The 22,507-nt window shown below is 63.7% G+C and carries 17 protein-coding genes; 6 read left to right on the forward strand and 11 right to left on the reverse strand.

From position 1 onward, the window contains the following. Positions 1-36: 36 nt before the first annotated feature. The 6 genes from ACIPHM_RS15040 to ACIPHM_RS15065 form a co-directional block, all read right to left on the reverse strand. Complete coding sequence (locus ACIPHM_RS15040; RefSeq protein ID WP_400329444.1) at positions 37-1,299, reverse strand: c-type cytochrome; 1,263 nt, start codon at positions 1,297-1,299, stop codon at positions 37-39. Between the two features lie 123 nt (positions 1,300-1,422). Further along, positions 1,423-2,283 carry an ABC transporter ATP-binding protein gene (locus ACIPHM_RS15045; protein ID WP_400329447.1) on the reverse strand — a complete coding sequence of 287 codons (861 nt, stop codon included), beginning with the start codon at positions 2,281-2,283 and terminating at the stop codon, positions 1,423-1,425. Further along, positions 2,277-3,395, reverse strand: a complete 1,119-nt coding sequence (locus tag ACIPHM_RS15050; RefSeq protein ID WP_400329449.1) for an ABC transporter permease — start codon at positions 3,393-3,395, stop codon at positions 2,277-2,279. Before ACIPHM_RS15050 ends, ACIPHM_RS15045 begins: the two co-directional genes overlap by 7 nt. A gap of 25 nt (positions 3,396-3,420) precedes the next feature. After that, a complete protein-coding gene (locus ACIPHM_RS15055; protein WP_400329452.1) occupies positions 3,421-4,509 on the reverse strand; it encodes an ABC transporter substrate-binding protein in 1,089 nt (362 codons plus the stop codon). A gap of 105 nt (positions 4,510-4,614) precedes the next feature. After that, the gene (locus ACIPHM_RS15060; protein WP_400329455.1) at positions 4,615-5,502 is read right to left on the reverse strand and encodes a class II aldolase/adducin family protein; all 888 of its coding nucleotides are present in this window, start codon (positions 5,500-5,502) and stop codon (positions 4,615-4,617) included. 44 nt (positions 5,503-5,546) lie between these two features. Next, on the reverse strand, positions 5,547-6,644 hold the full coding sequence (locus ACIPHM_RS15065) for an LLM class flavin-dependent oxidoreductase (RefSeq protein ID WP_400329457.1): 1,098 nt from the start codon (positions 6,642-6,644) through the stop codon (positions 5,547-5,549). 252 nt (positions 6,645-6,896) lie between these two features. Between ACIPHM_RS15065 and ACIPHM_RS15070 the strand changes: the two genes are divergently transcribed. From ACIPHM_RS15070 to ACIPHM_RS15095, 6 genes are all read left to right on the forward strand, one after another. Beyond that, complete coding sequence (locus ACIPHM_RS15070; protein WP_400329460.1) at positions 6,897-8,177, forward strand: acyl-CoA dehydrogenase family protein; 1,281 nt, start codon at positions 6,897-6,899, stop codon at positions 8,175-8,177. 5 nt (positions 8,178-8,182) lie between these two features. Beyond that, the gene (locus ACIPHM_RS15075) at positions 8,183-8,839 is read left to right on the forward strand and encodes a cysteine dioxygenase (protein WP_400329463.1); all 657 of its coding nucleotides are present in this window, start codon (positions 8,183-8,185) and stop codon (positions 8,837-8,839) included. A 54-nt stretch (positions 8,840-8,893) separates the two neighbouring features. Further along, positions 8,894-10,510: a rhodanese-related sulfurtransferase gene (locus ACIPHM_RS15080; RefSeq protein ID WP_400330012.1), complete on the forward strand. Its 1,617-nt coding sequence runs from the start codon at positions 8,894-8,896 to the stop codon at positions 10,508-10,510. A gap of 184 nt (positions 10,511-10,694) precedes the next feature. Beyond that, positions 10,695-11,825: a glycosyltransferase family 9 protein gene (locus ACIPHM_RS15085; protein ID WP_400329465.1), complete on the forward strand. Its 1,131-nt coding sequence runs from the start codon at positions 10,695-10,697 to the stop codon at positions 11,823-11,825. 329 nt (positions 11,826-12,154) lie between these two features. Further along, positions 12,155-14,395, forward strand: coding sequence for an autotransporter outer membrane beta-barrel domain-containing protein (locus tag ACIPHM_RS15090; protein WP_400329467.1), 2,241 nt, complete (start codon positions 12,155-12,157; stop codon positions 14,393-14,395). Positions 14,396-14,537: 142 nt separating this feature from the next. Continuing rightward, positions 14,538-16,787 carry an autotransporter outer membrane beta-barrel domain-containing protein gene (locus ACIPHM_RS15095; protein ID WP_400329470.1) on the forward strand — a complete coding sequence of 750 codons (2,250 nt, stop codon included), beginning with the start codon at positions 14,538-14,540 and terminating at the stop codon, positions 16,785-16,787. 139 nt (positions 16,788-16,926) lie between these two features. On the opposite strand, the gene ACIPHM_RS15100 is transcribed toward ACIPHM_RS15095, so the two are convergent. The 5 genes from ACIPHM_RS15100 to ACIPHM_RS15120 form a co-directional block, all read right to left on the reverse strand. Then, positions 16,927-17,469, reverse strand: coding sequence for a hypothetical protein (locus tag ACIPHM_RS15100; RefSeq protein WP_400329473.1), 543 nt, complete (start codon positions 17,467-17,469; stop codon positions 16,927-16,929). Next, entirely contained in the window at positions 17,466-18,446 is a 981-nt protein-coding gene (locus ACIPHM_RS15105; RefSeq protein ID WP_400329475.1) for a transcriptional regulator, read from the reverse strand. Before ACIPHM_RS15105 ends, ACIPHM_RS15100 begins: the two co-directional genes overlap by 4 nt. A gap of 111 nt (positions 18,447-18,557) precedes the next feature. Then, entirely contained in the window at positions 18,558-20,960 is a 2,403-nt protein-coding gene (locus tag ACIPHM_RS15110) for a hypothetical protein (RefSeq protein ID WP_400329478.1), read from the reverse strand. A 238-nt stretch (positions 20,961-21,198) separates the two neighbouring features. Then, on the reverse strand, positions 21,199-21,540 hold the full coding sequence (locus tag ACIPHM_RS15115) for a transposase (RefSeq protein WP_400330015.1): 342 nt from the start codon (positions 21,538-21,540) through the stop codon (positions 21,199-21,201). 71 nt (positions 21,541-21,611) lie between these two features. After that, positions 21,612-22,415 carry a hypothetical protein gene (locus ACIPHM_RS15120; protein WP_400329481.1) on the reverse strand — a complete coding sequence of 268 codons (804 nt, stop codon included), beginning with the start codon at positions 22,413-22,415 and terminating at the stop codon, positions 21,612-21,614. Positions 22,416-22,507 lie beyond the last annotated feature (92 nt).

Here is a 22,507-nt window from a genome sequence, read left to right on the forward strand (position 1 = left end):
AACGGGTGAGCGAGTGCAGCGGACGGCAGCGAATCGCTAATGCACGAAGCCGCCTTTGACGAACCGCACCGGGTCGTCGTCCATCTGGCGCAGCGTGGCGGTGAGGGGATCGGCTCGCGGGCTAGGTTGTGCGCCGTCGGGCAGGGCTGTCGTCGTCGTGCACATCAGCCCGCCGTCGGCCCAGCCGCGACGTCCCGCCGGGGCGAGGGCGCGCAGCCAGCCGTCACGGTCGGCCAGCCATTCGGTGCCCGCAAGACCGGACGGCGATACCCCGGCGATTTCCGCGAAGACCTGCCAGGCCTGCGGCGAGTCGGCAACGCAGTCCGCCCGCACGCCGAAGAGCGGTGTGACGTTGACGGGTGCGCGCTCGGCACTTGGCGCCGCCGCTGTGCGAATCGCTTTGAACGTTGGCGTCTGCGCCTGAACCGGTGCCTGCGCGGCGCTGCGCTGAACCAGCAGCGTGAGAAATCGTGGGTCTTCGAACGGTGCCGGGTGCGAGGCGTCGATAGCCACCACGCGAACCCGCTGGTTACCGCGCCAGGCAGAGACTTGCCGATCGGGCGCATCGGCGCATTTCACGCTGACCGACGGCAACGCAATCGGTACAGGCCAACTACCGCCTGCGGCCATTCCCGCCGATGCGGAGAGTACGCGCATGTAATCGAGTGCGGCCCAGACTTCGCGGTCGCTCAGACGCCCGAGGAACCCGGGCATGGTCACCCCGTGGTCGTCGCGCATGCCGTACAGCACGTGCCAGAACAGTTCGCCATCGGCGCGACGGCCGAGCAGGCCGCTCGCCATCGTGGGCGGCCAGCGGTTCAGTGTCGCGGCGAGCGGGCCTTCCCCGCGTCCGTCCGCGCCGTGGCACGCAGCGCATTGCGCCGCATAGACGCGAGATCCGCGCGCAATGCTCTGCACCGTGAATCCCGTCGGACTGATATGAAAGCTGGTAGGCACGGCGGCCGTCAGCCACAACGATGGCGACGGCCATGGCGCCAACGCCAGCGCGCCGATCGCGGCAACGCTCAGCCAGCGCCACGCGCGTCGCCAGAACAGGGCGACCAGCAGGCAGACGATGGCGAACGCGATGGCCGCCAGCGTCCACGCAAACTGACGGGCGAGGGCGACGTCGATGACGAGATTTTCCCCGGCGATACGCAGGCCCCACGGCCAGGCGGGAGCACCGTGAGAGTCGTCGGTAATGCCGAGCGTGTAGAGCGTGCCGAGCCACGTGGACTGCACGAACTGCAACGCCTGAAGCAGGGCATTGAGCCAGAGATGAGAGGGCGGCGACGTCATCGGGCTCGCTCCGTGCGGAGGCGACCCGATGACGGCCGGACAGCGGACTTCACCTGCGTCATGACATTACGATCTGCGGACTTGCCAAGGCACTTGCCGAACCATTTGCGCCATCTGACCCATTTACCAGCTTGCATCGAGCCCCAGATGTCGGAGCGCTTCGTGGCGCAGTTCGGTAATGCGAGCGTCGCCGCGATGGCGCGGATACGGCAGATCGACGTGCAGCTCCGCCACGATCTTCGCCGGACGCGGGCTGAACACGATCACACGTTGCGCAAGAAAGAGCGCTTCTTCGACGTCGTGCGTGACGAGCAGGGCGGAGAAGCCCGCGCGCTGCCACAGATCGACCAGTTCGCTTTGCATCGTCAGTCGCGTGAGCGAATCGAGCTTGCCCAGCGGTTCGTCGAGCACCAGCAGGCGTGGATCGTTGACGAGGGCGCGGGCGAGCGCCACGCGTTGCGCCATGCCGCCGGAGAGTTGATGCGGGAAAGCGTCGGCAAACTCGGAAAGGCCAACGCGCGCCAGCGCGGCCCCCACGCGCTGACGCTCGCGGGCGAGCACACCGCGCGCTTGCAGGCCGAGGGCGACGTTGTCCCGCACCGTACGCCACGGGTACAGCGTCGGGTCCTGAAACACGACGATGCGCGACGGATCGGGGCGGGTGATGGCGGTGCCGTCCTGCGTGATGGTGCCGCGCGTGGCCGTCTCCAGTCCGGCCACCAGTCGCAGCAGCGTGGACTTGCCGCAACCGCTCGGGCCGAGCAATGCCACGAATTCGCCGGGCGCCACTTTCAGGTCGACGCCGTCGAGCACCTGCAACGGCGCTTGCCGGGAGCCGAACCAGTGGCTCACGCCCTGAATGTCGATCTGCGCACCGGCTTCGTTGGCCGGGGCCGGCGAAGGGGCAGCGTCGATTTGCGCCGACGCCGGGAGCCCGGCGTCCGGCCCTGCGAACGTAGGAGAGGAGGTGGCGGCGCTTACCATTTGACGGTTCCTTTCTGCCAGGCGAGGGCGCGATCGCGCACGGTGAAGAGCAGCGTGATGACGCCGGAGAAGAGCAGGGCCATGACGATCAGCGCGGCATACATGTTCACGTAAGACGCCCAGCCTTGCGCCCACGTGAGGTACCAGCCCAGACCGGACTTCACGCCCATCATCTCGGCCGTCACGAGCACCGAGAACGATGCACCCAGCCCCATGAACAGGCCGACGAACACGTTCGGCAGCGCGGCCGGAATCGCTACACGCAGCACCAGAAACGCTTCGGACGCGCCGAGCGTGCGGGCCACGTCGTAATAGCTCTTGTTGACACCCGCGACGCCCGACCATGTGAGCACCGCGACCGGAAACGCCGTCGACAGTGCGATCAGGAAGGCCGCAGCGGAATAGCTCGACGGGAAGAAGTAGAACGTGAGCGGCAGGAGCGCTGTGGCAGGCACGGGACCGAGCACACGCAACACCGGGTGCACCCAATAACCGATGGCGCGCGACCAGCCGATCGACACGCCGATCAGAAAGCCCGCAATCGCCCCGAATCCGAAGCCAATGCCGAGCAGCTTGAGCGTGTTCACTGCGCTGTCGCCCAGACGTCGCCAGTCTTCCGTATAGACCTCGATGAGCGCTTGCGGCGGCGCGAAGAAGGGCGTGGGCAATGCGCCGGTCTTTGCCGTGAGGATTTCCCAGGCGGACAGCGCGAGCGCGATGGCGACGAGCCACGGCCCGGCGCCCGTGAGTGCTTCACGCACACGCAGCAGGGGCGGTGTGGCACGGCCCGCGACCGACAGCACGGCGAGCAGGGCGGCCACAGCCAGCGCGAACACGCCCAACTCGTCGGTAAACGCCCAGTCCGAGAAGCCCACGACCTTGTTGGGCCAGCGTAGCGTGAGTGCGGCGAAGGCGGCCCACGCGAGCGCCGCTGCGAAGCCGACGCCCCACAACGCCGACGTGCGCGGCGCAGCGAACAACTGATCGATTTCGGTTTCGTCGAAACGTGGCACGGGCACGCGCAGCGCGGGGCCCTCGGTCTGTTCCGTCAATTCCAGCGCGCAGGCGGGGGAGCCCCCGTGCAGCGCCGCGTTGTCGAGAATGGCACTCATGGTCGCCCTTCCTAGATGAGCAAAGTTAGCCGAGCACATTGGCGTAGACATGCTGCGCCAGCTTCTGCGGATCGGTCGTCTTCTTGAGCACGCCGATGCGACGGAAGTCGTCGGCGAAGTACGCGATTTCGTCGCGCAGATCCACACCGGTCGGGTGATGGGAATACGTGAGCGTTGCGTACAGCTTGCGCAGGTCTTCCGGGCTGATCTTCGGCGAGTACTTGGCGAAGATCTTCGCGGCTTCGTTCGGGTTCTCGTTGACGAACTCGGTGGCCTGCACGATGGAGCGCGCAAGCGCACTCGCTGCCGCACGGTCGTTGCGCACCAGATCGCCGCGTGCGCCGATCACGCAGCACACCTTGCGGGCGTATTCGCCGCTGAGGTTCGTTGCCAGTTCGACGTAAGCGCCGTTGCTGCGCTTTTCCAGCAGGTACAGATTCGGATCGCCGTCGGCAATCGCCTGAATCTCGCCCTTGTCGACGGCCACGCCGAGCAGATCCGCCGGGTACTGACGCCATGTGATGTCGCGCTCGGCGTCGATGCCGTTCTTCGCGAGCAGAATCTGGAAAAAGTGCTTGCCCGGCGCGGCCAGATCCGACACGCCGACGGTCTTGCCCTTGAGCGCTGCGAGCGACGTGATGCCCGCGGCTTTCGCGCCGAGCAGACGCACGCAGCCGCCGTGCGAGCTGCCGATGATCTTCACGTCGAAGCCCGATTCGAGCGGTTTGAGCCAGCGGTGAATCATGCCCACGGCGGCGTCGGCCTTGCCCGTGGCGATGGATTCAAGCAACTGGTCGGTTGAGCCGCTGTAGTTGATCAGGTCGACTTGCAGGCCGTTCTTCTCGAAGAAGCCGCGCTCCTGGGCGGCCACGATGGGCGTCAGGCAGAACGAGTTCTGGTTCCACGCGAATGTGAGCTTCTTCGGCTGCGACCACGCTTTGCGCCCGAGCAGCAGTGCCGGGGCGGCGAGGGCGACGGCCGTGCCTGCGCGCAGCACTTTGCGGCGGCCGGTGTGGACGTCGGCTTGCGGGGCAATCTCGGCTGCGTGGGCAGTGCTCACGGCGTTCGCGGTGTTATTGGCGTTATCGATGCTATCGGTATGACGAAACTTCATGGATACGACTCCCCTGTTGATTTCTGATGTTTATGGGCGGGTGCAAGTGCCGGTGTGTGTCATGGCATGCCGACGGCGCACACCCTTGGCGTACGTCGAAAAATGTCAGTCGAGCAAATCCGGCTCGGCAGCGACGAGTCCCTCGTAGAGGCTCTCGAACGAGTACAGCGCGCCTTCCGGGCCGCCGACCTGGCTGTGTGTGTGACGCGCCGTCGCTTCGTCGATGGGCTGCGGCGTGCCGGCCGCTTCGGCCAGCAACTGGGTGTGCGCGGCGTTCTCGAGCGCGATGTACCACCACGCGGCGGCCTCGACCGTCGGGCCGGCGGTGAGAATGCCGTGGTTCTTCAGGATCACGCCCTTGACCGTGCCGCTGCCGTCGGGCTTGTTCAGCGCGTTTGCGATACGGTTGCCTTCGCTGTCGTCGACCACCATGCCGGTGAAGTCGTCGAACAGCGCGTGGTCCTCGAAGAAGCCGCAGGAGTCCTGCGTGAGCGGGTCGAGCGCGCGGCCCAGCGTCGACCAGGCTTTGCCATAAGTCGAGTGCGTGTGCGCGGCGGCGACCAGATGCGGATGCGCGTCGTGAATGGCCGCGTGAATCGCGAAGGCCGCCTTGTTCAGCGGACGATCGCCCACGACCGTCTCACCCCTGGCGTTCACGAGCAGCAGGTCGGAGACCTTGATGCGAGAGAAGTGCACGCCGAGCGGGTTGACCCAGAAGTGGTCGGGCAGCTCGGGATCGCGCGCAGTGATGTGACCGGCCAGCCCGAGATCGAAGCCGTGGCGCGCGAAGATACGGAACGCTGCGGCCAGACGCGTCTGACGATGACGGCGCTCGGCGAGGATATCGCTGCGCACGGGCGGCGCATCGAACCAGAAGCGCTGCTGCGGCGTGGCGTTGAGCACGAGGCCAGTCGGCGTGGTGCGCGTCGGCGCGATGGGGGTGGACGTCGTGCGTCCGAAACCGTGGGTGTCGACGGGCAGAACGGCAGCCATGTGGGTTTCTCCTAATCGTCGAGTGTTGTGGGGGACTGAACCGCTCACGCGGCGCGGCGCGTGGCGTCGTTCTGACGGTCGCGCTCGGCGACAAGCGTGCGCAGGCGCGGGATCAGCTCGCGGCCATAGTCGATGGCGTCGCCCAGCGGGTCGAAGCCGCGAATGAGGAACGTGCTCACGCCGAGGTCGTAATAGTCGAGCAGCGCATCGGCGACTTGCTCGGGCGTGCCGACGAGCGCCGTCGAATTCGAGCGTCCGCCGATGAGCTTGGCGATTTCGGTCCAGAGCACCTTGTCCAGACGCGCGCCCTTGTCGGCCGCGGCAAGCAGACGTCGCGCCCCCTCGCTTTGCAACGCCGAGCCTTGCGGCAGACCGGCGGCGTCGCGAATGGCCCTGGCCTGCGCCAGAATCTTGTCGGCGCGCTCCCAGGCCTTCGCTTCGGTCTCGGCCAGAATCGGGCGGAACGACACCGAGAAACGCGGTACACGGCCATATACGGCAGCGGCTGCGCGCACTCGCGTGGTGATGTCTCGCACCTGATCGAGCGATTCGCCCCACAGCGCGTAGATGTCCGCATGCTTGGCCGCGACTTCCAGCGCAGCTTCGGAGGCGCCGCCGAAGAAGATCGGCACATGCGGTTGCTGCACCGGCTTGACTTCGGAGAAGCCCTGCTTGAAGCGGTAATACTTGCCGTCGTGATCGAAGGGCGTGTCTTCCGTCCAGATGCGGCGCAGGATGCTCAGATACTCGTCGGTGCGTGCATAGCGCTCGTCGTGCAGGAGGAAGTCGCCGTCGCGTTGTTGCTCTTCGTCGGAGCCGCCGGAAATGAAGTGAACGCCCAGACGTCCGCCGCTGAACTGGTCGAGCGTGGCGATCTGGCGTGCGGCCAGCGTCGGCGCGACGAACCCCGGACGGTGCGCGAGCATGAAGTGGATGTTCTCGGTCACGGTCGACGCGTAAGCAATCGTGAGCGTGGCCGACGGGCTCGTCGAGTGATGCGGCACGAGAATGCGATCGAAGCCGGATTGCTCGTGGGCGCGCGCGAAGTTGCGCACATAATCGCGGTCGACGGCAGGACCACGCTTCGGATGTATTTCGGATTGCTTACTGCTTTGGATCATGCCGATGATCTCGACGCTCATGAACGACGTTCTCCTGTGGGGTGAGGGACGCGTGCACGGCGACGTGGGTCGGTTTGCGCTACACGCCCATCGATCGGAACAGACGGTGAATGGGAGTGAGCCTACGCAAACAATCTTCGGCCGTTAAATAATCATTTCCGCAAAGATTATTCGATATGGATGGTTGGGTGACGCCGCGCCGGGCCTTACGCTAGGGACACTGCGTAGATAGGCGCACCCTGCGTCAAACGCGTATTTGCTTATTCCAAAATCATGTCTTCTCCCGGTCTCGCACTTTCAGGGGCGGTGCTGCCTTTGCCTCGCGCCGAGGGGGCCGCGCGTCTGGCGCAACTGGACACGCTGCTTCCGCCGATCACACGGGCGCTGGCCGAAGGCGCTGCGTTGCTCGATCGCGATGCGCGCTTCCCGTTCGACAACTTCGCGCTGTTGCACCGTCACGGCCTGATCTCCGAAGTGGTGCCGCGCGCGCTTGGCGGCGGCGGTGGCGGGCTCGCGACGGCGCGTCGTATCGTTGGGGCCATCGCTGCCGGCGAATCGGCCACGGCGCTCGTGCTGACGATGACGTATCTCCAGCATCGCTCGCTCGTGCGCCCCAGCACGCGCTGGCCGCAGGCGCAACGTCAGGCCGTATTCGAGAGCGCCGTTCGTGAGGGCGCGCTGGTCAATGCGCTGCGCGTCGAGCCCGATCTGGGCACGCCCGCGCGCGGCGGCCTGCCGTCGACCGTGGCGCGACGCACGGAAACCGGCTGGCGCCTGTCCGGGCACAAGCTCTATTGCACGGGCATTCCGGCGCTGCGCTGGCTGTCGGTCTGGGCACGCACTGACGAAGCGCAGCCGCGCATCGGCGTGTTTCTGGTGCCGCGTCCCGCAGGTTCCGAGGACTCGCCGGATCGCCCCGGCATTCGCGTCGTTCCGAGCTGGGATCACCTCGGGTTGCGCGCGTCCGCCAGTCACGAGGTCATTCTCGAGGACATCGATCTGCCTTTCGGCAATGCGGTCGATATTCGGCTGCCGAACGAATGGGCGCCAGCGGGCACCGGTCAACGGGATAACGATGCGCACGTCGAACAACAGGCGTGGACGAGCGTGCTGCTCGGCACGCTCTACGACGCCGTAGCGCGTGCGGGCGTGGACTGGCTCGTCTCGTTCCTGAACACCCGCGTGCCCGGCAACCTTGGCGCGCCGCTCGCGAGCCTGCCGCGCGTGCAGGAGACGGCGGGCGAGATCGCAACCTTGCTTCACGTCAACCAGCGTCTGCTCGATGCGGCGGCCCAGGCGGCCGATGCGGGTGAACCCGATGACGACATTGCCAGCGGTGCGCTAAAGTTCACGGTGACGGGCAATGCGATCCGGGTGCTCGAACTGGCCCTGCAGCTTACGGGCAACCACGGGCTCTCGCGCAACAACCCGCTTGAGCGCTTTCATCGCGACGTGCTGTGCAGCCGTATCCACACGCCGCAAAACGACACGATTCTGAGCGCGGCCGGCCGGCGCGCGCTTGCTGCTTTTCGGAACTCCGAATCACGGGGATGACAGGTATGACCGCAGTATCGAATGGCATCGCCCTGTCGCGCGATTTGCCTGCACATGATTACGACGCGCTGGATCCGCTGCGCACCTTTGTCGCGGCGTTCTCGCGTTTGCTGGAACGGCGTCCGCATGAGACGACGCTGCTCGAAGAGGGCGCGGGGCTGCTGGCTCAACTCGTCGCGCGCGACGATTGGCTGCCCACGGCATTCGCGACGCCGCACCCGGAGCATTACCAACAATATTTGCTGCACTGCGATTCCGCGCAGCGCTTTTCCATTGTGAGTTTCGTCTGGGGCCCCGGCCAGCGCACGCCGATTCACGACCACACCGTGTGGGGCCTGATCGGCATGCTGCGCGGGGCGGAAGACTCGCAACCGTATGTGCTCGACGCGAAGGGCGTGCCCGTCGTGGCGGGCGAGCCGGTGCGTCTGACGCCGGGCGACGTGGAGGTGCTGTCGCCGCGCCGGGGCGATATCCACCGCGTGAGCAATGCCTATGACGACCGCGTGTCGGTGAGCATTCATGTCTACGGCGCGAACATCGGCGCGGTGCACCGCAGCGTGTTTACCGAAGCGGGCGAGCGCAAGGGCTTCGTCTCCGGCTACGCCAATGCGCAATTACCGAACCCGTGGGGCAAGGCCGCGCCGCCCGCCGACAAGCAATAACGTATTCATTTCTGACGAATTCAAGGATCCCCCGTGTCCGTTCAATCGACCGACGTGCCGTTGCAGACGGCTGACTTTCCTTTCCCCGAACTGACTTACGCCGAGGTGCGCGCCGCGCTGCTCGCGCGTGAGGAGATCGCGTTGCTGGACGTTCGCGAAGAAGATCCGTTCGCGCAGACGCACCCGCTGTGGGCGGCAAATCTGCCGCTCTCGCGCGTGGAAATCGACGCGTGGGCGCGCATTCCGCGTCGCGACACGCGCATCGTCGTCTATGGCGTTCACGACGCAGAGGATCTCGCGCCGCGCGCCGCTGCGGTGCTGCGCAAGCTCGGCTACACGGACGTCAATCTGCTCGCGGGCGGTCTCGACGGCTGGATCGCGGCGGGCGGCGAAGTCTTTCGCGATGTGAATGTGCCGAGCAAGGCGTTTGGCGAATGGGTCGAGGGGCTGCGTCACACGCCGTCGCTCTCGGCGCAGGAAGTGCAGGCGCTGCTCGATGCCGACGCCGACGTGGTCGTCGTCGACGCCCGCCGTTTCGACGAATACCAGACCATGAACATTCCCGGCTCGACGAGCGTGCCCGGCGCCGAACTGGTGCTGCGCGTGCGCGAACTCGCGCCGGACCCGGCCACGCGCGTGATCGTCAACTGCGCGGGACGCACGCGCAGCATCATCGGCACGCAATCGCTCGTCAATGCCGGTTTGCCCAATCCGGTCGCGGCGTTGCGCAACGGCACCATCGGCTGGACGCTGGCCGGTCAGTCGCTCGAGCGCGGCGCGGATCGCCGTCACCCGGCGACCGTGCGCGAGGCGACGCTGGCTGTCGCGCGCGAAGGGGCGCGCGCTGTGGCGGATCGCGCCGGGGTGCACCGTATTGCCGTGGACGATGTGCCATCGCTCAATGCGCCCGGGCGTACCGTCTATCGTTTCGACGTGCGTACGCCGGAGGAATACGCCGCTGGGCATTTGCCGAATTTTGCGAGTGCGCCGGGCGGACAGCTCGTGCAGGAAACGGATCATCAGGCGCCGGTGCGCGGCGCGTGGATCGTGCTCGCCGACGACGACGGCGTGCGTGCCGACATGACCGGCTCATGGCTCGCGCAAATGGGCTGGACGGTGTACGTCGTCGAGCCGCACGGGGCCGACGCCCGCAGCGCGCAGGGCGGCTGGCCGGTTCACACGCCAAGCGCTCCCGAAGTTGCCACTGTCACGCCTGCGGTGCTCGCGCGCTGGCTCGATGACGCGACGTCGGGACAGATCGCCGTGCTCGACTTCACGTCGGGCGTCAATTACGTCAAACGGCATATTCCGGGCGCGTGGTTCGTGATTCGGGCGCGTCTGGCGCAGGCGCTGCGCACGATCGGTCCCGCACAGCGTTACGTGCTCACCTGCGGCTCGAGCCTGCTCGCGCGCTTTGCGGCAGCCGACTTGCGACGTTTGACGGATGCGGAGATCGTGGTGCTCGAAGGCGGCACGCAAGCGTGGATCCATGCCGGTTTGCCGCTGACGTCGGGGGAAACGCGGCTCGCGAGCCCGCGCGACGATCGCTATCGTCGCCCCTACGAGGGCACCGACAACGCGGCCGAGGCGATGCAGGCCTATCTCGATTGGGAGTTCGGTCTCGTCGACCAACTGCATCGCGACGGTACGCACCATTTCCAGGTGGTGTGAACGGCGCGGGGCTGGAGGGCGTCTGAAGCGCAGAGCGCAGGGTGGAGCGCGGCTTGTGCGGCAGTCGCTGCGTCGCGCTCGGGCAGCCGTGGCATACTCCCGAACTTCCATAGCCGCCTGACGCGCTCGCATATCCGACCGGAATGCGGGCCAGCGATGCGGCCGGCCCGCTTCCGAACCGACCATGCCATTGCAGCGCTTCATTGCCCGCCGACTGGGCGCTCTGACCGAACCCAGCACCCGCATTCCCTACGCCTGGGTGTATCACGAGCCCGACGTCTTCATGCAGCGCACGTCTGCGCTCACCGTCGCCAAAAAGTATCTGCACCGGCGCGTGCGTCTCGCCATGAGCGGGCAGATGCGCCACGAAGTGCGTCATGTGGCGCCGGGCGCGCGCGTGTTGTGGATCTACGGCGGGAAGGCGTCGGTAGGCGACGCCGTGATGGATATGTCCGGGCGCGCGCTGCTTCGCGATCGCGCCGGTCCCGTCGATCTGCTGATCGCACCGGGCCTGAAAGCGGTATTCGAGGGAGACGACATTTTCCGTCACGTCTACGGCGATCCCGCGCAGGTGAATCCAGCGGATTACGACGTGGTCGTGCTTCAGGAATTCAACTATCCGACGTTGCGTCTGAAGCGCAAGTTTTTCCCGACGCTGCCCTTCGCTTGCCTGTTCCGCTATTTCCACGGCCCGGATCGCAACCAGACGCAGTTCAGTTTCGCGGCTGTGAATGACGTGTTTTCGCTGAATCTGGCGTCCGACCACCTGTTCGCGAGCGCAAAACCGTACCTCCGTCATGAGGCGGATTTGCCTGAAGCGATCGCACGGCAACTGCCCGAGGGGCCATTTCTCACACTGGCGATGGGGGGTGTCGAACCGCGCCGCACGTATGCGCATTGGCGAGCGTTTCTGCAGGCTTACGACATCGCATACCAGCCGGGCATGCCCCGCGGCATCGTGTTGTTGGGTTCCGGCAACGGTGTCGAAGCGGCAAATGCGTTGATGGATGCCAAGTTCGTGAATCTGCGTCTTGCTTCGTTTGTCGGCAGCCTCACGCTGCGCGATGCGAAGCGAGTGATTGCGAACGCGGCCCTGTTTATCGGCGCGGACGGGGGGCTGATGCACGTGGCTCACACGACGCGAACGCCGAGCGTGACACTTTTCGCGCAAGCAGAGCCACCGTACCTGCGCCTTACCCCGCTTTGCCGCTCCACCCCGCTGCACACACAGAGTGACGTGAGCGAGGCCGATCCCGTCGAGCTCGCCGATACCGTTGTCGCGGCACTCGCCGAAAGCCGGGCTACCGGCACCTGACTCGCCGCATCGCCAGACGGCCGCGCCGGCAAAATGCCGCAAAGTCCGGCCAAGTTCGTGTCCACCGGCACCACCCGACACATTCGCACGAAATGTCCCGGACCGCACCTGTCAATGTTGACAGGTGCAGTGGGGGCGACTTGCTCCTAAATTTCAATCTAATGTGCCCTGCAAGTCATTGATTGTTATAGGGGCTGAACGAATATTCAAAGAAAAAACGCCGGCATTCGATCGGTTGGCTGCACAAGTATTTGACGCGGGCTTCATCTGACGGACAGGACACAACTGCCGACGCTAGACGTGTCGTCCCCACTTGCGGGAGAAACCGTATGAAAACGTCAAAGTTCCTGACGCCAGCGCGGCATCCGATAGCTCAGGCCATCGGAATCGGTATTGCCTGCCTCTCCGCGCACGCCCATGCCGCCACCGTCGATGGCACGTCTGCGACAGTCACCGCACCGGGCGACCCGACTGAGCCATGGGTGGTGACCAATGGCGGGTCCCTCACCGTTGAGCCAGGGGCAGCAACCAATACCATTACGCTGGAGACCAGCAGCACGTTGAGTCTTACCGGCGCGACGGTTCAGTCGACGACACTCAATCCGGCAGTCCAGGTGCTCAATTCGAGCGCGACCATCGACAATTCCACTTTGACCAGCACCGGCGGTGCCGGTTTGGCACTCGGCGCGTCGGGAGGTCTCACGACGCCACCCAGTGCGACAGTGACCAACAGCACGATTTCCGGTAACGCGTTCGGGGCTCAGGTCAGCATCGACGGCACTCTGACGCTCACGAACAGCACGGTCACCTCAGGCAGCGGATCGACGGGGGGGTTCAATGCCGGGGCGGTCAACTTCGATTCGACCCTGAATATCAATGGCGGCACGACGACCGGCAAAAACGGTCTATGGATTGCCACAGGCGTGGGGGGCTCGACTTCCACCACGACGCTCAATGGCGCGACGATCACCGGCACCGCCGGCTCAGGCATTCTCATACAACCGCAGCCTAGCCAGACAGGCAATCGCACGGCGACGGTTCTCATCGAAAACGGTACGTCGATCACCGGGTCGGACGGCAATGTGATCAAGGCGGTCGGCCCGATCACCTCGGCGATTACCGTGGACAACTCGCAACTCACGGGCAATGTCACCGGCGATGGCACCGCGACCGTCAATTTGACGTTGCAGAACGATGCGGCGCTCACCGGTGCGCTGGTCAATCTCAATTCATTGGCCGTGAACTCGAACGCGAAATGGTCGCTGACCGGTAACAACAGCGTACCGACCGTGACGATGAATGGCGGCACCATCGACATTTCCGGCACCGCAGCGGGCACGAACACTTACCACACGCTCACGCTCGGCACGCTCTCCGGCAACGGCACGTTCGCCATGAGTACGAACATCGCCGCACAATCCGGCGATCTTCTGGCGGTGACGGGGGCGGCGACCGGGACCTATCAGTTGCATGTCCAGAACACCGGCGGACAACCGAGCACGACCGCACCGCTGACGGTGGTGACCACGGGCGGCGGCGGGGCGGCATTCTCTGTCGTCGGCGGTAAGGTCGACGCCGGGGTCTACAGCTACGATCTGCGTCAAGACGGCAACAACTGGATATTGGCCACCGATTCGACCGACGACGCCGACCTGTCGCCCAGCACGCAGGCCGTCATCGGTATTTCGGGGGTTGCCCCCACGGTGTGGTACGGCGAGCAATCGGTTCTGCGAACGCGCATGGGCGATCTCCGGTTGCAGGACCAGTCGAATTCCGGTGCCTGGGTGCGTACGTTCGGCAAACAATTCCATGCGACGCCAACGGCCGGTGTGGACTACCGTCAGACGCAATATGGCGTGATGGGCGGCGCCGATGCCGTTGTGGGCAAGGCATGGGGCGGTACGTGGCTGGTCGGGGTATTGCTCGGTACGAGCCATAGCACGCTCTCCTTCGACGGTGGCTCGACGGGCGGCGTGGACAGCTACACGGGCGGCCTCTACACCACGTGGCTCGGCAACAATGGCTACTACCTTGACGGCGTGGTGCGATTCAATCACTTCTCCAACACCACCAACGTGCTGATGAGCGACGGCTCCGGCGCGAATGGCAGCTTTGGCGAGAACAGTGTGGGGATGACGCTCGAATTCGGTCGGCACTTCACCTTTGGCGATGCGTGGTTTATCGAACCGTATGTGAATCTGGCGTTATTGCGTGTCGGAGGTGACGACTTTACGCTGACCAACGGGATGAATTCATCGACATCGCGCACCGGTTCGGTGCAGGCCCGGGTGGGGGCCGCGTTTGGCAAGACAGTCTCGTTGCCTGGCGGCGGGGCGATTCAGCCCTACCTGAAGCTCGCGCTGGTGCAGGAATTCGTCAAGAGTAACCCGATCCAGATCAACGGCATCGGCTTCGACAATGACCTGTCGGGCACACGTTTCGAGTTCGGCGCCGGGGTCACGGGACAAATGATGCGCAACCTTCAGGTGTATTCGGAGGTCGAGTCGAGCGTTGGTCACCACGTGAACCAGCCGTGGGGCTTTCAGGTGGGGGTGCGCTACACTTTTTGATAATTCCCTGTTTTTTGCAATGAATTTGAATGAATCTGCGTGAATTTCAGTGAATATTGGTGTTTTATTGTGCAAGGGTCGTTGATTTGCGGGGATGGCGTCATACGCTGCGCGTCGATAATATTTTTTCGAGATCGATTCAATGCGTATCACCATGTTTTCCCGCGCGACCACAGGGTTCGCCCGGCATAGTATTGCTCAAGGGGTTGCGGCGTTGCTCGCATGCCTCGTCACTCCTGTCTATGCAGGCGATGTCGACAACGACGACGTCGTCATTGACGCGCCGGGCACGCCTGGCGAACGTTGGACCGTAAGAAACGGCGGCACGCTGACGGCGAACCCCGGCGCCACGCTTGGCAATATCATCGTGACGACGAACGGTTCGTTGCTCACGAACGGTGCAACCGTACACGCTACCGGCGCAAACGTTTCGGCGATTGAACTGCAGAATACGTCTGCCGTCATCAACAATTCGACCGTGACGAGCGAGAACGGCGTGGGCCTCTCGTTGGGTACGGGTGGTCCGAGCCAGACGGGCATTCCCCAGGCGACGGTCAACGACAGCACGATCAGCGGTGCGGGGTTTGGCGCACGCGTGAGCCGTGAGGGCACGCTGGTTCTGAACAACAGTGTTGTGACGGCGACCAGTGGCACCATTGGTGGCTATAACGTCGGCGTTGTGAACTTCGACTCGACGGTCATTGCCAATGGCGGCTCGATCACGGGCGCCAATGGCGTGTGGCTGGCTTCGGGGGCAGGCGGCAGCACCTCCAACACGGTACTCAACGGCACCAGCATCGTCGGTCTCGACGGCGCGGGCATTCTCATTCAGGAGCAACCTGGCCTGACCGGTGGGCGCACGGCGAACCTGCTCATCGAGAACGGTACTTCGATCACGGGCTCGAACGGCAAGATCATCGAGTCGATCGGCGGCATCGATTCGACTATCGTCGTCGACAATTCCCAGTTGACGGGCGATGTCACCGCCGATGGCACCGGTAAGCTCGACCTCACGTTGCAGAACAATGCGTCGATTACGGGGTCGCTCGTCAACGTCAATTCGCTTGCGGTCAATTCGAACGGCAAGTGGGCGCTGACGGGTGACAACGATGTGTCGACCGTCACCATGGACGGTGGTCTCATCGACATTCATGGCACTGCCGCGCAAGGTGTTTGGCATACGCTGAACGTCGAGAACCTCTCCGGCAACGGCACCTTTGCCATGCAGGCGGATCTTGCCGCCGGCGAATCGGACAAGCTCAACCTGACCAATGGCTCGGGCGCGCATCAGCTCGCTGTCACGAACAGCGGCAAGGAAGGCGGCGTGGAGCGTCAGGTGCTGGTCGATCAGACGAGCGGAGACGCGCAATTCTCGCTGATCGGCGACAAGGTCGACGCCGGTGTGTATTCGTATGTGCTGAACTCGTCGGAAGACGGCGGCGGCGGGCAGTCGTGGTATCTGGAGCGTACGGGCGAGCTGTCGCCGAGCACCGGTGCCGTGCTCGGGATTCATAGCGCGTTGCCTGTCGCATGGCTTGGCGAACAAAGCGTGTTGCGCGCGCGTCTGGGTGAAGTGCGTCTGAGCGAAGCCAAAAACGGCGGCGCCTGGGCGCGCACGTTCGGCAACCGGTTCAACGCACGCCCGGCGATGGGTGGCGATTATGGTCTGGATCAATGGGGCGTGCTCGCAGGTGCCGACGCCGTTGCCGGTGCGAACGCTCATGGCCATTGGCTGATCGGTGGCATGGCCGGGACCAGCACGAGCCGACTCAATTTCGACAATGGTTCGCGCGGCTCGATCGAGAGCCACACGGCGGGCGCCTATGCCACTTGGCTGGGCAACAACGGTTACTACGTCGACGGCGTGTTGAAGTACAACCGCTTTGCCTCGGATCTCGATGTGCGCATGAGCAACGGTGTGCACAGCAAGGGCAATTTCGTCAGCCACGGCATGGGCGGTTCGGCCGAGGTGGGACGCACGTTCGTGCTGGCAGACGACTGGTTTGTCTCGCCTTACGGACAAATCGCCGGTATGTGGGCGAGCGGCTCCGACTTCTCGCTGGACAATGGCATGCAGGTGAAATCGGCGGGTACGCGTTCGCTGGTCGGCACGCTGGGTGTGAACTTCGGTAAGACCTTCGAGACGTCGATGGGCACGTTCCAGCCGTACGGCAAGATTGCGGTGTCCCACGAGTTCCTGCGCAGCAATGCAATGCAGGTCAACGGGATCGAGCTTGCGCAGGACCTTTCGGGCACGCGTGTGGAAGTCGGTGCCGGTCTGGCCGCGCAGATGGAGAAAAATCTGCAGGCCTACGTCGACGTCACGACTTCAATGGGCAAGCGCCTCGACAAGCCGTGGGGCGTGAATGTGGGCGTGCGATATCGCTTCTGATATCCGGTTCTGATGCCCGATCGAAGCTGCGGCTGCGGCTTCGGTAACGACAAAGCATTTCGCAGATTGGCGCCTGGCAACGATATCGTTGCCAGGCGTTTTTTCGTCCTGCTCGATGTCCGGATTTTCGTCGCGACCGTTACTTCGACGACGCGGTGGCCGGCACAGGGGCACAGTAAGCGCGCGGCAGGCCATTGAATCCGACGGCGACCGCGTTGCCCACGCGCATCGCCTGGAAATAGTCGGTGTGGCCGGGCTCGAAGCCGTGATTGACGTAGCGATAAACAAGCGCGTCGTTGGCATCGTCGCTCGCGATGCGGCTTGCTGTCACGGTATTCACACGGATCAGGCTGTTGAGCCAGACGTAATTGAACTCGTTCACGCGGTGCACAACGCTGAGTGTCTCGCCCAGGCGTAGCCGGCCCAGGAAGCGTGAAGTCCCGCTGCCGTCCTTGTTGAAGCGCGACGTCATGGTGCCGTACGCCTGCACGAGCTTGCCATCGGGAGTTTGGGTGTCGAACTCGAGGTTCGAGAGGCATTCCCAGTCCACCCGATGATTCGGCACAAACCACCATGTGAGTGCCCACGGGGCGAGCGCAGCGGCCGCCACGCCGAGCCAGAGATAGTGAGGCGCCAGCCGTTTGCCAACCTTGGGCGAGGCGGGGGATGAGATCAGGCTCATGATGCGACAGGTGCGATGAACACGTACGACAGGCAGTCGGGCGTGGGGCCAAGAATGGGGCCGCGACACAGGAAGTAGCTGAAGACTTCCGGACTGGTCGCACCATTGATGTAGACATAGCGCTCGGCCGCATCGGCAATGGAGACGGGCGGGGTCTGCGAAAGACGAGACAAGCGTCCGCGCACAAAGTCGCCGTCGGCGTGAAACGATGTGGAGACGAATATCCGATGCGCCGGGCCGGCGTCGACGGCTTGCCATTGCGCTTGCGGCGCATTGGTTCTCAGATCGCCGCGCAAGGCGGGAACGGCCCACGCAGCCAGCGCGGTGCTCACCGCCGCCACGCCTAACCACACTGTGCAGGCCACACCGATTCGATATCCCTTGCGATGTTCGACAACCACGGGCGCCCGCGCCGCGACTTCACGCTCTGCCTGGGCCGGCTGTCCCGATGCAGGGGCGGCGCAAACCTCATCCGGCAAATTTCGGGAGGGCGTTGCAACGCCGTCGCCGCTATCGATAGCGGCGTGAAACGCGGGTAAGGAATGATCATTCGAAGGGAGTGAATCTTGGGAATTTTCCTTCTGTTTTTCGCCGTCCGAGGGAACCGTATCGCGTGACGGCATGCCGGTGAGAGCGTCGACGAAAGGCGTGACCCGTGTCACGCCGGTCAGTCGATAGCCGATGCGTGGCACGGTCACGAGCGCGGCCGGGTCGACCTCCAATTGCTGCAATGCGCGGCGAATGCGCACGATGGACTGGCTCAGATTGTTGTCCGAGACCACCGCGCCATATTGTTCCCAACCTTGTGCGAGCAACGTCCGCTTGGTCACGATCTCGCCGTTGGCTTCGAGCAGAACCAGCAGGCAACGGCCTGCCGTGGCGCCGAGCGCGACGACTTGCGTCGCGTCGTGTCGCGAGACCAGCGAGAAGGTGTCGGTATCGAAACCGGCGATGTCACCGATAAGGTACTTGACCATAAAGAGCGCCAAGACGCGGAGCGTCTTGGCGGAGTGGGGATGAATTCGAATGCAGGGAGAGTCGCGAATTAGAAGCCCGGAGAGCGACTGTCCCTGCGATGTCACAAGATATTACTCTTTTCGCTGAAACTCCGGCGGCAGGGGGCGCCGCGCGATCTGGGCAAGTTTTTCAGCCAGAGTGGCTGGACCGCCCTCACGCACCGGATACGGCACATAGACCGGCTCACGCACCTTGTTCCTCGCGATTCGAGCACGCCGTTCGGCATATGTCGTCTTGTGCTTGTTGACGAAGGCATTGAGTTCTGCCTGACGCTGCGACTGTTTGGCAGAGACTTTGGGGCGGGTTTGCGCAGTCGCAGTCGCATTCGCGCTTGCGGCAAAGGGAGGGGGCGTCGGCACCGTGTCGGGACGGTTCGTGGTGTCGACGACCTGATCCACCCCGGGCAACGAGTTCACCCTGTCGCTGCCGTCGTCCCGCGTGACGTAATACTGAATGCGGGCCTTCCCGTACGGGTGCACATACCAGATGTTCTGGCTAGGCCAGAAGAACTTCAGAGGACTGCCCACCTGGGTTGGCAACACGGACAATTGATACTCGTAAACCGGATGCGGGTTGACATCCAGATCGCCACCCCATTCGCCCTCGTCAACAGGACCCAGAAGCGTGTCGTTCGCCCGATCCCAGAAGTCCACCGTCACGTGAATGCGAACGATATCGTGCGGTTTCATGACGTCATACGCCGGGATAATGACGGGCTCGAAGCCGGCAGCGCCGACGCGGCTCCAGATGACGTTGTTGTTTTCGAAGTGGGCCAGCGGAAGGGGTTTGCCGCCGCCCGGCAGGTCGCCAGTGTCTACGGCCGTGACCATGGCCAGCGGCGAGATGCTGATGTTGCCGCCAACGGGCGGCGTACGGGTGACGGTATATTGAATCTCGAACTGGCCGCTTCCCTTCCCTTCGACGGTTGCCCACGGCAAAGGCAGTTCGAGGTCTGCCTTGGCTGTGACATCCGCAGGGAGGACCGTGTAGGGCGTCAGCGCCTGGTCGTCGTAACGCGCATTAATGACGTCGCCTGCGATGAAGGCGTCCTTAGTGGTGATCGCGCCAGTGTCGTCGCGCTCAAACCAGGGGACGATGAATGTGTGGTCCTCTTCGATCGACGCGTCGGGGATGTAATTCTCCTGGCCGCCTGTTGTCCACTGGCTGTGGTGCACCACGGGTATACCGAGTGCCTCGTTTTCCGGGGTGTCCGGATCGGGATCGGCGCCGCCAGCCTGGTTGAGGTTGACGAGAACGGTGGCAGGGGTTTGGGGTCTGCCGACTTCGTTGCTGGCGCGCATGACAATATAGGTGACATCGGTCGATGCTTCGCCGTCGGCATTGGGTCCTGCCGCCACCCATTCGCTCAGCACGACCGAATAGGGCACGTCGACTTCGAGAATGACTGGCTCACTGGGGTCTATGGGGCCGCTGATGACTCTTGGGGGTAACAACGGGGTATCTCCCCACATCACGAGAATGGTGTCCCCGACGGCGATCTTATCGTGATATGGGATCTCCACCGTCAGCGGCGTGCGTGCATCCTCCTCGTTGATGAGGCCGTCGTCGTCGAACAGCGGGACGATGGGGGGATCGAAGTCGTCGACCACGCCGGAGATAAAGACGTCGACGAAGACCGGGTCTGACTCTTCCGATTCATTTCCGGCAAGGTCGGTCACTATGTACGTCAATTCGACGACGCCATCGCCAACTGCCTTGAATGCGTCTTCCGGGAAATCGACCTCGAGTGCCGCACCCGTTTCACCGAAGGCGATTTGCACGGGGTCGGTCTCCTCTGAAAGCCCAGTGGTGGCGTTCGTCAGGTATCCGATGACGACGTCTCCGCTAGCTCGGTCCGAATAGCTTGGGACCAATGCCGGCAGAATGCCGCCGAGAGCGTCGAGCTTGTCCGGAGTTAACCCGTTGTCCTCCACATCGCGATCGATACGTAACCGGCCGAGAAACGATTCGCCCGGTGGGTCGACATCGATCACAAACACTGTGGGATCCGAGGGCTCGCTCCAATCGACTTCGAACGCGCTTCTGTACTGATACTGGTACCTGTACACGCCGCTTTCCGAGATGTCTGCGCCGTCGACCGGAACGGTGACTTTCCCGGCCAGCAGGTCGGCGTTAGTCAGCTCTACCAGGTCAGGCCCGGCGACGCCGTCCAGCAAGTATTGGTAGACGTCATCTACGAATAAGCCCAGGGCAATGTCGCAGAGTAGATTCAGGTCGTCGCCAGCCCGGTCGGCGCGAATCAACGGGTAGTTGTAAGGGGGCGTATTCGGAAAATCGTCGGGGATCGTGGCGACTACCGTCGGGTCGACGGTGGCGGCGCGCATCGCGAGGGGAGACGCCTCGGACGACGTCGTGGCAGATGCCACGCTAGGCACCGATCGCAACTCCGCGGGTGCGCTTGTTTTTGCGGTCTTCGGCACGTCTCTCCGACGGGCTTGATTCTTGACGGTCATGATGAACCTCCATGCGGCGGGAGTGCCGTTTCGGTAGTCTCCGTCGTTATGTGTCGCTCAGAAACTGTCAAGGTTGACAGGCACGTGACAGGCCGCGTCAATGCTTGCGATTTTCGCCGCCAGGGTCGGAGCATTAAAAGTCGTCTACATTCAATGGCGATCAAGAGGGGGGAACCAACGGGCACACGTCGTTTACTGTCACGACATCCCCCGGCGTCAATGGCGCCGTTGACCTTGACTACCGCGCCACCCAACCGAATCTCGATCGTCCCGGCTCGCGCAGTCGGATTGTGCCGACGTCGCGTCCATTCGGGGGCATCGCCACGCGCTGCGGCGGCGTCTCATGAACTACCGCCCCTGGAATCAGGGATGTCGTTTCGGCTTGCCATTGCTCGCGATAGCGACGCCGCCAGGTGAACAGCATGTTTGCATTGATGCCATTGTCCCGCGCCAGCTTAGCGACCGACCCACCAGGCTCACACGCCGCGGCCGCATGCCGGCGTCGAAACTCACGATCATAATTCGGGCGTCCCTTGTGGCTACCCGGTTTGGCTTCCGAGCCTGTCACCGTGATGCCCATCAAATCAAAAATGATGGGCACCACTGTGACGTCGGTTCTCGCCGTCGTCTACGACGGTCGTCGTGAGGTGCTTACCCCGAGACAAAGACATCGAGGAAGAGGGGCCCCGACTCGGGCGACTCATTTCCGGCAAGGTCGATCACTTTGTACTTCAATTCGACGATGCCATCGCCCACTGCCTCGAACGCTTCCTTCAGGAAATGGATCTCGAGTGGGTCATCCGCTGCGTTGAAAGCAATTTGGACCGGGGCGGTTTCCGCGGTGCCCGTACCATCGGTGTTCTTGAGATATCCAATGACAATGTCTCCTTGTGTTCGCCCCTGATAGCTGGGGACCAATGCTGGCAGATATCCGCCGAGTGAGTCGAGTTTATCCGCAGTGAGTCCGTTTTTCTCCACATCGGGATCGATATGTAACCGGCCGAGAAACGGCCTGCCCGGGGGGTCGACATCGATCACAAACACCGTGGGATCCGAGGGCTCGCTCCAGTGGGTTTCGAACGCGCTTCTGTACTGATATTGGTACGTGTACACGCCGCTTTCCGAGATGTCTGCGCCGTCGACCGGAACGGTGACTTTCCCGGCCACGAGGTCGGCGGAAGTCAGCTCTACCAGGTCAGGCCTGGCGACGCCGTCCAGCAAGTATCGGTAGACGTCACCTATCATTAAGCCCACGGTAATGTCGCAGAATAGATCCAGGTCGTCGCCAGCCCGGTCGGCGCGAATCAACGGGTAGTTGTAAGGGGGCGTATTCGGAAAATCGGGGGGTATCGTGGCGACTGCCGCCGGATCGACGGTAGCGGCACGCGGCGGCGGTTGCAATGTCACTGGTGCGTTCGTTTTGGCCGTCGTTGGCACCTCATTCTTTACGGTCATGATGAACCTCCATGCGGCGGGAGCGCCGTCCGGACAGTCTCCCTCGCTGACTGTCGTTCGGAAACTGTCAAGGTTGACAGGCGTCCGGCAAG

Source organism: Pandoraea sp. NPDC087047 (assembly GCF_044745225.1).
Taxonomy (GTDB): Bacteria; Pseudomonadota; Gammaproteobacteria; order Burkholderiales; family Burkholderiaceae; genus Pandoraea.